Raw genomic sequence first — 13,090 nt, forward strand, 5'->3', positions numbered from 1 at the left:
GCTGGGTTATGATTCGCCGGTGTTTTTGGATTGGATTTTGAACAATCCGTGTGTTACCGCCGTGTGTTACAAGTTTACTATTTAATTTAAAAGGAAAGTCATAAACTCTGGATTAAAATATTGCACCTGAATAAATAATAATCAGAACATTAAATAAGAGATTTCTGTTAAGACGATTAACGAATAAATCATAAAAAAAGGAAAACCATAAAAATATGAACCTGAATAATTTTACCATTAAAGCCCAGGAAGCGATAGCACAATCCCAGCAACTGGCTTTTAATAATACCAATCCGGCCATCGATACGGAGCATTTACTCAAAGCGTTGCTGAAGGAGGAAGATTCTTTGGTAAGCTTTCTATTGAAGAAGAACAATGTGAATGTAAATTTCGTAGAGTCGAAAGTGGAAGAAAGTATACAGAAACTTCCCAAGGTCAGTGGCGGAGAGCCTGCCCAATCCGTTAGCCGCGAAATGAGCAATATTATTTTACGCGCCGGTGCCAATCTGAAACAATTTGGAGACGAATTTGTAAGTGTGGAGCATTTGCTGCTCGCCATTGTACAGGGAAACGACAATACGGCCAAGATTCTGAAAGACGCCGGTCTGACGGAGAAAAATCTGATTGCGGCTATACGGGAACTGCGTAAAGGGAGCACGGTTAATTCGCAGACCCAGGAAAGTTCCTTTAATGCCCTGAACAAATATGCCAAGAATCTGAACGAAATGGCTCGTCAGGGGAAACTGGATCCGGTGATCGGACGTGATGAGGAAATCAGACGGACCCTGCATATCCTGACACGGAGGAGTAAGAATAATCCTATCCTGGTAGGCGAACCGGGGGTAGGTAAGACAGCGATAGCGGAGGGATTGGCTAACCGGATCGTAAATGGCGATGTGCCGGAAAACCTGCGTTCGAAGATCATTTATGCCCTGGATATGGGGCAATTGATCGCCGGTGCAAAATATAAAGGAGAATTCGAAGAGCGTCTGAAGAGCGTGGTGAAAGAGGTCTCGCAAAGCGATGGTCAAATCATCCTCTTTATCGATGAGATCCATACGTTAGTCGGTGCAGGAGGGGGTGATGGAGCGATGGATGCCGCCAATATATTAAAACCAGCCCTTGCCCGCGGAGAGCTCAGGGCCATCGGCGCTACCACGACCAATGAATACCAGAAATTTTTTGAAAAAGATAAAGCCCTGGAAAGACGGTTCCAGAAGATCCTGATCGATGAGCCTTCGGTTGACGATGCGATTTCCATATTACGGGGATTGAAGGACAGATACGAGACCCATCACCATGTGCGGATTAAGGACGAGGCGATCATTGCTGCCGTAGAGCTTTCCCATCGATATATAACTGACCGGCATCTCCCGGACAAAGCAATTGACCTGATCGATGAAAGCGCAGCAAAACTTCGGCTGGAAATGAATTCAATGCCGGAAGCGCTGGACAAGCTGGAAAGGAATATCCGGCAACTTGAAATCGAGCGGGAAGCGATAAAAAGAGAGAACGATGATGAGAAGCTCCGTGAACTAAGTGCCGAGATCGGTAATCTAAGTGTGGAAAGAGACACCTTAAAGGCAAAATGGAAACAGGAAAAAGAGCTGGTTGAAAGAGTCCAGAATGCCAAAGCCAATATAGAAACCCTGAAACAGGCTGCCGAGAAAGCAGAGCGGGAGGGGCAGTATGGGCAGGTGGCGGAAATACGATATGGGAAAATAAAGGAGGAAGAAAAGATAATAGCCGATTATTCGCACCAGTTAGAATCGATCAGCGCAAATTCGCGTTTGATGAAAGAAGAGGTCGATGCCGAGGATATTGCCGAAGCCATTGCGAAGGCGACCGGTATTCCGGTGTCCAAAATGCTGCAGAGTGAAAAGGAAAAATTATTGAACCTGGAGGATGAACTGCATAAAAGAGTGATTGGGCAGGAAGAAGCAATTACTGCAGTGGCGGATGCTATCCGCAGGAGCCGGGCAGGGCTGCAGGATCCCAAACGCCCTATAGGATCTTTTATCTTTCTGGGAACTACAGGTGTGGGTAAAACAGAATTAGCTAAAGGTTTAGCAGAATATTTATTCGATGATGAGGGTATGATGACCCGGATCGATATGAGTGAATATCAGGAAAAACACACGGTTAGCCGGCTGGTAGGGGCTCCTCCCGGATATGTTGGGTATGAAGAGGGAGGGCAACTGACGGAGGCGGTCCGTCGTAAACCGTACAGCGTAATCCTGCTGGACGAGATTGAAAAAGCGCATCCTGACGTTTTTAATGTATTATTGCAGGTATTGGACGATGGAAGGCTGACCGATAACAAGGGAAGGATGGTGAATTTTAAGAATACGATCATCATCATGACCAGCAATATGGGCAGCCAGATTATACAGGCCAATTTTGAAGATGTGACGGAGAAGAACCGCGATGATGTTATGGATAAGACACGGGTAGAGGTTATGGACCTGTTACGAAAAACGATCCGCCCTGAGTTTCTTAACCGTATTGACGAAGTTATTCTGTTCCAGCCCTTGTTAAAGAGTGAGATCAAAGGCATTATCCGTATTCAGTTGAACAATTTGAAGCGGATGGTTGCCAGGAACGGGATCGATCTGCAATTCAGCGATTATGCGCTTGACTATCTGGCAGAAAACGGTTTTGATCCGCAATTCGGAGCCAGGCCTCTTAAACGATTGATTCAAAAGGAGATAGTCAACCAGTTGAGTAAGAGGATATTAGCAGGGGATATTGATAAGAATCACCCTGTTCTGGTCGATGTTTTTGATGGAGTGGTGGTTTTCCGGAATGAGGTTCCTCATTTGGAAAAAACAAATGATAAAAAATAACAATAATTCAGGCAAATAAAAAATGGATGAAATAAAGGTGCGTAATTAGCGTATTATTAGGCGAATGGCCCTAAGGGACATTTGGCTTCGTAAGGCAAAATTATTTGAACCAAATGCAAAGGAAATTGTTAAAAAGAAGATTATGGCAATGAAACCAAAAGAAATAGTCGAGATCATTCCTACTAAAGACATTTTTGTCGGGGATGTTAAAGCTCCGGTAACACTGACAGAATATGGAGATTACGAAAGTGAGGCCTGCGCAAAAGTAAACGAAGTCGTTGAAAAGCTGTTGAAGGACTTTGAGGGAAAAATGCGTTTTAATTTCCGGCATTTTCCACTAACCAAGATCCATCAGCATTCCCAAAAAGCAGCTGAGGCCTCTTTAGGAGCTGCCCAGGAAGGCAAATTCTGGGATATGCACGTCTCTTTGTTTGCTCATCGCCGTCGTCTTGGTGCGATCAGCCTGAGGGAATATGCGAAAGATGTAGGTGTAGTAAATAAAAAGTTCCTGGATGACCTGGTTAATTCCACCTTTGGATGGTCAGTAAAAAGCGATTTGATGGAAGGGTTGGATAGAGGGGTTCGTGATGTTCCTGCCTTTTTTATTAATGGTGAATTGTTCACCGGTAAGCCTACTTATGATAATCTGAGTAAGGGTATTACAGCTGCCCTGAAGGCCAAAAAGAAGCCTGCAGCTGCCAAGGAAAAAGAAAAAGCATAATTCCGGAAATGGATCCAGGTGGTTAATTCTTTTAATACCACGAGCCGGATAATTTATAAAGCGATATTCAACAAAGCGGTCGTATACGGATCTTATATCCGGGACGGCCGTTTTTTTTGTGATAGGGAGGACGGTTATCTGACAATAGCGGTAATTTTTATTAATTTCGGGAGAAGAAAGTATGATCCAATTCACCACTACGATCCTGAGATTCGCCGAACAGGGAGAAAAGACCGGATGGTCCTACATTCGGATCCCGGCCAAACTGGCAAATACCCTGAAACCGGGAAATAAAAAATCCTTTCGGGTAAAAGGAAAGCTGGATGAATATGTTTTTCAGAAAGTAGCTTTACTTCCAATGGGAGAGGGTGATTTTATTATGCCTTTGAGCGGGTCTGTCCGTAAGTCCATTGGGAAAAACAAAGGAGCTACCCTGAACGTACAATTGGAGGAAGATAAGGCAAAAATAAAACCGCCTGCGGAATTGATGGAATGTCTGGCGGATGAACCTGCGGCACTCGAATTTTTCAATAAAATGGCAAAATCCCACCAAAACTATTTCGGCAACTGGATAAGAACGGCCAAAACCGATGCCACCCGGGCCAAACGTATCGCGCAGACTGTTAATGCTATGGCAAAATCACAGGATTTTGGAACCATGATCAGATCCCTCAAACAGGACCGGCAGGATTTTGGATTTTAATTTGTTGTCTTTGATTTAATTCGTTAACTTTCTTTAGCATCTTTCCGGTAAACCCGGGCAATAGATCTCCTTATCCATTGATGAACTTGTTTTATTTCTTACCAGGCGAGCCCGTTTCTGATCTGTTCACTCTGTTTTGATCAGGGTACTTTATGATTCTCCGTTACCCACATTTATTGACCCTTAACAGCATTACAGGCCAGTGCCGTTCTTATACGCATTGGCTGTCGCTTTTATACCCTCTGCGTAGGACACTGGTTGAAAATTATAAGCTTTTTCAAATTTTGACGAATCGAACAGATATTCAAATTTGTATTGATAAAGCATTTCGTATAATTCAGCCGTAGTCTTGTCAAAAAGTCCTCCCAGTTTGACCATCCATCCCGGAAGGACCTGGGTACGGGGTACTTTACCCAATGCCTCTGCAGCCAGGGCAATGAATTCGTCGCCGGTGAGCGTGTCCGAAGCTGTAGGAAGGTGCCAGGCCTGGTTCCAGGAGTTCTCATCCCGGCCAAGCAGGTAAAGCGCCTTTACGGCATCCGGTGTATAAGTAAAGGAATGCCTGACTCTGGTATTTGCAAGCCATTGTGCCTTTTGATCTGTGGATAGACGTTGAAATACCAGTAAATTAGCAACGCTCGTTTTATTCGACCCCGGGCCGTAGAAATCCGCAGCCCTGGCAATGGAAGCCGTAATATTCCCTTTGCGGACCTCACTCATCAGCTGCGTGGCGATGCGCGCCCTGAGGTCCCCTTTACGGCTTGAAGGGTCATAGGGTGTGTCTTCTGTCATGGCCCCATTAACTTGGCCATACATATAAACATTATCGAAGAAAAGTAGTTTGGCCCCCGTTTGTTTGCAGGCTTCAATAACATTGGTCATGATCAGGGGCCATTGTTGCCTCCATATGGAAAAATCATATTTTAACCCAATACACAGGTAAACGACAGCCGAATCCTTGATTGCCTCCAGTGCCTGGCCGGGATTGGTAATATCAGCAGCGAAGATAGTTGCTCCTTCCTGAGGACGGGGGTTACGGGAGACGAGTCTAACGGATTCTTTATATTTAATAAGTTCTGCAGCAAGTCCGTCAGCGATTACTCCACCTGCTCCTAAAATGGTATGGATTGACATTAGTTTTGAATTAGTCATCAAATATAAATGATCGGCCAGATCCGATAAAAGCGGAAACGGATGATCGGAAACAGATGATCAGCATGAACGGCGATATCCCGTTTTAAATGATCAGCCTAACCCGCGGATTAAACGGGAGATGGGGGAAAAAATTTCGCTGATAACTGGCAAATAAATAAAAATCAATTTTTTACGCGTCCCTCACCAAAAGTTATGGGATTAAAAATTGATTAAACGTTTGTTTAATTCAAACGTTTGTTTAATTTTGCTCTTTGAGAGGACCTAACCTAATGCGTATTATATTTGCAATACTTACCTGTTTTCCGGCCATCTATTATGCCAACGGTTATCCGCATCCCGATTTTTTGGCGATTTTTGCCGACCCCTAATACCTAATCTTCCTGACCATGATTTTTTTTGAGTATTCGCACCCAGACTACTAAACCTTTTAACTTCTCAGGAAGTTGTATAGTTCTTTTGAAGATTTATGATCTGTTAGCATTTAATGACCTATAGCTTTCCCATTTATCTATAGTATTCCAATTATGAAGAAATTATTTTACGTAGTATTCGTCTGCAGTGGATTGATTCAATTTTCCTTTCAGGCAGATGCTCAAAAACCGTCCGATACCTTATTATCGAATGTAACCCTGGAAGCATGCGTCCAATATGCTTTGCAGCATTATCCCCTGGTTCAGCAGGCTCTCCTGGATGAACAAATAACAGAGAGGCAGATCAAAAGCAAACTGGCGGATTGGTATCCCCAGATTGATCTGAATTACAATTTTCAGTATAATTTTCAGCTGGCAACCGGTTATTTTAATGGTACTTATGTACCAACCGGAACCAAGAATGTATCTGCGGCAGGTCTTGGACTTACCCAAAATATTTTTAACAGGGAGGTTCTGTTGGCCAGCCAGACAAAAGGCGATATCCGTAAACAGATCAGACAAACAACGGCGACTGATAAGATCGATGTTGCCGTGAATGTCAGCAAGGCTTTCTACAACGTCCTGCTTACCCAGGAACAGATTGCGGTATTGGCGGATGATATCGTTCGGCTGGAACGCAATTTAAAAGACGCCTATAACCAATACCAGGGCGGACTGGTCGATAAAACAGACTATAAAAGAGCAACTATTGCCTTGAATAATTCAAAGGCGGAAAAGAAAACAAACGAAGAGGCACTGAAGGCCAGATATGCTGTCCTGAAAGAATTAATGGGCTACCAGGGAAAAAACATGGTCACCCTGGAATATGACAGCATCAGGATGGAAAAGGAGATATTGATAGATACTATGGAGACGGTCGATTATACCAAAAGGATCGAATATCAATATTTGCTGACGCAAAAACGGCTGCAGGAAGCCAATCTGAAATATAACAAATGGAGTTATATTCCAACGATATCTGCCGTGGGGGCCTATAATCTCAATTTTCTGAATAACCAGTTCTCCAAGCTGTACAGCCAGGATTTCCCCCAATCTTATGCGGGTCTACAATTGAGTTTCCCAATTTTCCAGGGAACCAAAAGAACCCAGAATATACGGATTGCTGAATTGCAGGTAACGCGGGTGGACTGGGATCTGGTAAATCTTCAGCAGTCCATTACCAGTCAATATGCACAGGCATTGGCGACCTATAAAGGGTATCTCAACGATTATTACGTACTGCGGGAAAACCTGGAACTGGCCAGAGACGTATTCAATACAATCGAACTGCAATACAAGTCAGGGATAAAGACTTACCTGGAGTTGATCAGCGCCGAAACGGATCTGCGGACAGCGCAAACCAATTACAGCAATGCTTTATTCCAGGTATTGAGCAATAAACTGGATGTTCAGAAAGCCCTGGGAAGCCTGGTATATTGAGGTCTGGTCTATTGAAGTCTGGAATATTAATCCTGGTATATTGAAGCCTGGTGTCTTAAAATGAATTAAAAAATTAACTAAGCAAATAAACTCTCGTTTTAATATGGAAAACATTACACGTTGGACTGGATTAATGATCATGCTATCCGGATTAATGGCTTGTGGCAATAAAAAACCTGCGGGACCTGTAGCTGTCCCCCCTGTTGCGGTCTCTGTTTATACCGTGGCTCCCGGGAACGCAACCTATTATGACGTATACCCCGCAACGGTGAATGCGTTAAACCAGGTGGATATAAAACCCCAGGTATCGGGTAATATCACAAAAATATTTTTTCAGGATGGTCAGCATGTCAGAAAAGGAGCTCCGTTATATGAAATAGATCAGCAGCAATATAAAGCAGCTTATGAATCTTCCATTGCGAATCTGAATGTTGCCAAGGCCAATCTGGCTAAGTCGCAACAGGACGCCGACCGGTATACGGAGCTTTCTCAAAAGGACGCTATCGCGCGGCAGACTTTGGATCATGCCCTGGCAGATCTCGAAAGTTCCAAAAGACAGGTGGATGCGGCACAGGCTAATGTCGCCAGCGTACAAACCAATTTGAAATATTCACATATTTCGGCTCCGTTTGACGGAACGATCGGCATATCGCAGGTAAAACTGGGAACAGCTGTTTATCAGCAAACCCTTCTGAATTCGATTTCTTCCGATGATCCCTTAGCCGTGGACCTGGCTGTAGATGAAAAATTGATTTCCCGGTTCTCCGAATTATTGAAAAATGGAGCATCCAATCATGATTCCACTTTTATGCTTGTTTTACCGGATGGATCCGTTTACCCCAATCCCGGCCATATTGTATTGCTGGACCGGGCAGTTGATCCGCAGACCGGAACCATCAAAGCGAGGCTGGTGTTTCCCAATCCGGTCCATATACTCAGGCCCGGTATCACCGGTAATGTCCGGGTACAAAACAGGGGGGCGGTCGGCAGTCTGCTAATCCCCTACAAAGCGGTGGTTGAGCAGATGGGTGAGTTTTTTGTTTTTGTGCTGAACGGAGAAAAGGTTTCCCAGCGAAAGGTAGCTGTGGGAGTAAGGGTAAATGATAAGGTCGTCATCAGGGATGGATTAAAAGAAGGCGAACAGGTAGTTACGGAAGGCGTTCAGAAACTGAGGGACAGCTCGACCGTTCAACTTGCTCCTCCCGGTGGGAAACCTGCATCCGGCAATGCACCCCAGGGAAAATAAGTCTTCAGAGAAAATATTATTCATAAGATCAGAGAATAGATAACAGACAACAGATAAGCTATGATCGCAGATACTTTTATAAAAAGGCCGGTAACGGCCATCGTAATCTCACTTGTTCTTTTGTTGGTAGGAGGGCTGGCTATTCTGAATCTGCCAATCAGCCAATACCCGGATATCACGCCGGCAACCGTCCAGGTCACCAGTAGTTTTACCGGGGCAGATGCCCAGACCGTCGAGCAGACAGTGACCACTCCGATCGAAACACAGATCAATGGGGTTCCGGGAATGGCCTATATGCAAAGTAACAGTACGAGCAACGGGCAATCCACCATCACCGTTACCCTGAATGTGGGTACCAACGTGGATATTGCCGCATTGGATATTCAGAACAGGGTAGGGATCGCAACCCCTCCGCTTCCCAACGTGGTAAAAAATCTTGGTATCATTACCCGCAAACGTAATCCCAGTATATTGATGCTGGTGGCCATTTATTCTCCCGATGCCTCACATGGTGTTCCTTTCCTGGATAATTATACGAACATATTTGTACGGGATGCCCTATTACGGGTTCCGGGAGTCGGTGATGTTTTTACCCGGGCCGATGATTTTAGTATGCGCATCTGGCTGAAAACAGACAGACTTGCTCAGTTGGGGCTTAATTCCAACGATGTGACCAGCGCTATCCAGGAGCAGAATCTGCAGATCGCTGCAGGTACAGTTGGGGTTCCTCCCCAAAGCCCATCGGCTTCCTTTGAATACACCGTTTTCACGAATAGTCGCCTCAGCACTGAAAAAGATTTCGAAAATATCGTGATCCGGTCCAATCCTCAGAACGGCTCTATCGTGTATCTTAAAGATGTGGCCAGGGTACAACTTGGGAAATTCAGTTATTCCAGCAATTCCTTTGTAGATGGCAAAAGGTCTTCCTATTTATTGGTTTACCAGGCTCCGGGTAGTAATGCGTTGGCTACGGCCGACGGAGTATTTAAGGCAATGGACGCTTTAAAAAGCTATTTCCCCAAAGGAGTCGATTATGTCGTTCCGTTCGAATCCGTCTCTGTTGTGCGTGTATCTATCAGCGAGGTAATGGATACCTTACTGGAAGCTCTGGGGCTGGTGGTATTGGTGGTTTTCCTTTTCCTGCAAAGCTGGAGAGCGACCCTGATCCCTGTCCTGGCCATCCCGGTTTCGCTCATAGGGGCCTTTATTTTATTCATTCCATTGGGATTTACGATCAATACGCTTACCATGTTCGGCCTGGTACTCGCCATCGGTATCGTAGTCGATGATGCCATTGTGGTGGTGGAAGCCGTGCAGCATTATATAGATGAAGAAGGATTGTCCGCAAAAGAAGCTACTACAAGGGCCATGAAAGATATCTCCGGTCCGGTGGTGGCTATCGCCCTGATTCTTGCGGCGGTATTCGTGCCGGTTGGATTTATTCCGGGTATTACCGGAAGATTGTATCAGCAATTCGCCATTACAATCGCAATTTCCGTGCTACTGTCCGCCTTTGTAGCCTTATCCCTTACACCTGCCTTATGTACGCTGCTGCTCAAACCTCAGCACCTGGATAAAAATTCAAGAGGGTTGAATAAATTCTTCTTTCATTTTAACGAATGGTTCAGGCGATTATCCCTACGGTATACCGCCAATGTAAGGGGCTGGATAAAGAAAGCACCTTATGCCCTGGTACTACTCGTTTGTATAATTATGGGAACCATCTTCCTGTTTAGGAACAAACCTTCGGCTTTTATCCCGACAGAAGATGAGGGACGGGTATATGTTACCTATGAAATTCCGGAGGCCAGTTCCACTGCCCGAAGCCTGTTGATCCTGGACAGTATGATGAAGATACTGGATAGTGTTCCGGGGATTGCTCATTATGCTGCTCTCGGAGGTTTGAACGTCGTTACTTTCGCTACAAAATCCAATAGCGGGACCATCTTTTGTCAGCTCAAACCCTGGGATGAACGAAAAGATAAAGCTTTACAGCTGGACGGGATGATGGGTGAATTGCGCAAACGCCTTTCTGTATTAAAAGAAGCCAATACGGTGGTTATCTCTCCGCCGGCCATTCCGGGTCTCGGTCAAACCGGAGGATTCAGTTTCGAACTGGAGCAAAGGCAAAGTAATGACGACCTGCCTACTTTTGAAAGAGTAGTCCGGAATTTTGTATCGGAGTTGAACAAAAGGCCGGAGATCGGACAGGCATTTACCTTTTTTACCGCGCATACACCCAGCTACCAGGTAACGGTGGACAGGGATAAATGCAAAAAACTGGGCGTTTCCCTGGCCGATGTGTATAATACCATGCAGATGTATCTGGGGAGCAGCTATATCAATGACTTTACCATCTATGGCAGGAACTTTCATGTGGTGGCTCAGGCGGATACCATTTATAGGGCGGATATAACTGATATCGGAAAATTCCAGGTCAGGAATAGCGGCGGAGACATGATCCCCCTTAGTACGGTGGTCAGTTATAAATTGACGGAAAGCGCTCCTCTGATCTCTCATTTTAATATCTTCAGGACGGCCGAGATCAACGGAGGCGCCAAGCCTGGCTTTAGTAGCGGCCAGGCCATTCAGGCTCTCAAGGAGGTCGCAGCCAGGGTCCTGCCCGAAGGGTATGGTTATGAATTCGCTGGTTTAAGTAAACAGGAGATCGAGTCCGGTTCCAGTACCGTTTATATTTTTGCCCTATCCATACTTTTCGTATTCCTTTTCCTTTCGGCCTTGTACGAGAGCTGGTCCGTACCCTTTTCGGTCCTGCTGGCTGTACCGATCGGAATGTTCGGCGCCATTCTTACCCTAACTTTCATCCCCCGGCTTACCAATAATGTATACGCACAGGTGGGGCTCATTACCCTGATAGGGCTGGCGGCAAAAAATGCCATTCTGATCGTGGAGTTTGCCAAAGAAAGGGTGGATCGTGGCGTGCCGGTTGTTGCAGCCACCCTGGAGGCGGTTAAATTGCGTTTGCGGCCTATTATCATGACTTCTCTCGCCTTTATCCTGGGAGTGCTGCCGCTGGCTTTTGCGACCGGTGCAGGTGCGGTGGCACGTAATACGATCGGATGGACGGTTTTTGGCGGTATGTTATCTGCTACCTTACTGGCCATCTTTATCGTGCCGGTATTGTTTGTCGTGATCACCAGGCTGGCTTATGGAAAGAAGAAGCTGGAGGAATTAAATTCACAGCAACTTGCCTTGAATGAATAAGATTGAATAAGATACTTAAAATCAGGTAACTCCTGGTTTCCTGGAATTGGCTGCCTTTTTTTGGCGCGGGGTTTTTCGGAGAAAAATAACCCCGCGCCAAAAAAATCTAATGATGCGCCTATCCGGCGAATGGACCTGTGGTCCATTTTTTTGCCCCATGAAGTTTGCCGGAGAAAAATCTCCCGTGGACCCAAAAATCTCCCGTGGACCCAAAAATCTAATGCGTAGCGCCCAAGGGACAAGGCTCCTTGAGAATCCCCATCTGTACCGGCATGGGAATTAAACCCATGTCTCTATCCCAATCTGCAGCTATTTGAGAAATATAAAGGAAGCCAGTGATGTTAAATTTAACCTGCAGTTTTGACAGGGTGGGAGGTCCCCTCTTCTATATTGATCCTCTCCAGATCCATTTATCTCTCCGTTTAAGCCCTCTTCATTTTTCCCTGCCTAAAGCTGGGATTTTAATTTTTATACCCTCCAGAGGATTTTGTATTTTTAAGTTTTCCTGCTAAAATTATTGGCTTTTGATTGATTGTGACTGCAGAAAAAATAGAATTCAAAGTACTAATTTGCGTAGTATTATAATTTATAAATAATTAATTGTTTTTCAATTACTTATTTATGTTTATTTTATATTTAATTATATATAAAATAACCCTAAAAACGAATTCCAGGTTCTAATTTCCGGGTAAGGGAAAACAGTTTGGACACAAGATGATAGTTTATGAACTTAATAATTGATTTACAGTATTTTCCATCGATTATCTTATACAAAGGTTTAAATAAATTTTCAAATCTTGTATTTGAACAATATGAGCACCATCAAAAAATGAGTTTTCGTAACAGGTGCCAGGTCGCCGGCGCTGAAGGCTTGATCAATTTGAGCATTCCTTTGGTTCAGGGAAGGGATCAGAGGACCCTGATACGGGATGTCAAAATTGCCGGTTCATTGCCCTGGCAGGGGCAGCATTGGAAGACGATCGTATCCTGTTATAACCGCTCTCCCTGGTTCGAATATTACCGGGATGAACTGGAAGAACTCTATAGGAAGCCTTTTACATTTTTGGTAGATTGGAATATTGCCTGTTGGGAATGGTCACTGAAATCCCTCCGGATGCCTCTTCCTTTTTCCCTGACGGATACCTGGCAGGAAAATTTTGATCCGGAAAATTGGACGGACCTTCGGGGGAAAATTCTTCCAAAAAACCGGATTGGTTGGAATTCGTCTATACGGTATCGCCAGGTATTTGAAGAAAGGATTGGTTTTCTGCCCAACCTTTCTATTCTGGATCTTTTATTTTGCGAGGGAAAAAGAGCCCCCATATTCTTAATACAAGGGTAATT

General features: G+C 44.8%; 8 protein-coding genes. 7 read left to right on the top strand and 1 reads right to left on the bottom strand.

All coding sequences use genetic code 11. The features are described from left to right. The first annotated feature begins 215 nt into the window (after nucleotides 1-215). From clpB to ACX0G9_RS06400, 3 genes are all read left to right on the top strand, one after another. Nucleotides 216-2,846, top strand: coding sequence for an ATP-dependent chaperone ClpB (clpB, locus tag ACX0G9_RS06390; protein ID WP_459064036.1), 2,631 nt, complete (start codon nucleotides 216-218; stop codon nucleotides 2,844-2,846). 142 nt (nucleotides 2,847-2,988) lie between these two features. Then, on the top strand, nucleotides 2,989-3,567 hold the full coding sequence (locus tag ACX0G9_RS06395) for a DsbA family protein (RefSeq protein ID WP_459064037.1): 579 nt from the start codon (nucleotides 2,989-2,991) through the stop codon (nucleotides 3,565-3,567). Nucleotides 3,568-3,748: 181 nt separating this feature from the next. Next, a complete protein-coding gene (locus tag ACX0G9_RS06400; RefSeq protein WP_459064038.1) occupies nucleotides 3,749-4,270 on the top strand; it encodes a YdeI/OmpD-associated family protein in 522 nt (173 codons plus the stop codon). Nucleotides 4,271-4,462: 192 nt separating this feature from the next. On the opposite strand, the gene ACX0G9_RS06405 is transcribed toward ACX0G9_RS06400, so the two are convergent. Continuing rightward, nucleotides 4,463-5,404, bottom strand: coding sequence for an NAD-dependent epimerase/dehydratase family protein (locus ACX0G9_RS06405; protein ID WP_459064039.1), 942 nt, complete (start codon nucleotides 5,402-5,404; stop codon nucleotides 4,463-4,465). 545 nt (nucleotides 5,405-5,949) lie between these two features. Here ACX0G9_RS06405 and ACX0G9_RS06410 point away from each other — a divergent pair. The 4 genes from ACX0G9_RS06410 to ACX0G9_RS06425 all read left to right on the top strand — a co-directional run bounded on the left by ACX0G9_RS06410 (nucleotide 5,950) and on the right by ACX0G9_RS06425 (nucleotide 13,088). Continuing rightward, nucleotides 5,950-7,275, top strand: coding sequence for a TolC family protein (locus ACX0G9_RS06410; RefSeq protein WP_459064040.1), 1,326 nt, complete (start codon nucleotides 5,950-5,952; stop codon nucleotides 7,273-7,275). 103 nt (nucleotides 7,276-7,378) lie between these two features. Beyond that, on the top strand, nucleotides 7,379-8,521 hold the full coding sequence (locus tag ACX0G9_RS06415) for an efflux RND transporter periplasmic adaptor subunit (RefSeq protein ID WP_459064041.1): 1,143 nt from the start codon (nucleotides 7,379-7,381) through the stop codon (nucleotides 8,519-8,521). Between the two features lie 60 nt (nucleotides 8,522-8,581). Beyond that, entirely contained in the window at nucleotides 8,582-11,746 is a 3,165-nt protein-coding gene (locus ACX0G9_RS06420) for an efflux RND transporter permease subunit (RefSeq protein WP_459064042.1), read from the top strand. 724 nt (nucleotides 11,747-12,470) lie between these two features. After that, complete coding sequence (locus tag ACX0G9_RS06425) at nucleotides 12,471-13,088, top strand: WbqC family protein (RefSeq protein WP_459064043.1); 618 nt, start codon at nucleotides 12,471-12,473, stop codon at nucleotides 13,086-13,088. Nucleotides 13,089-13,090 lie beyond the last annotated feature (2 nt).

The sequence above is a fragment of the Flavitalea flava genome, from assembly GCF_054461575.1.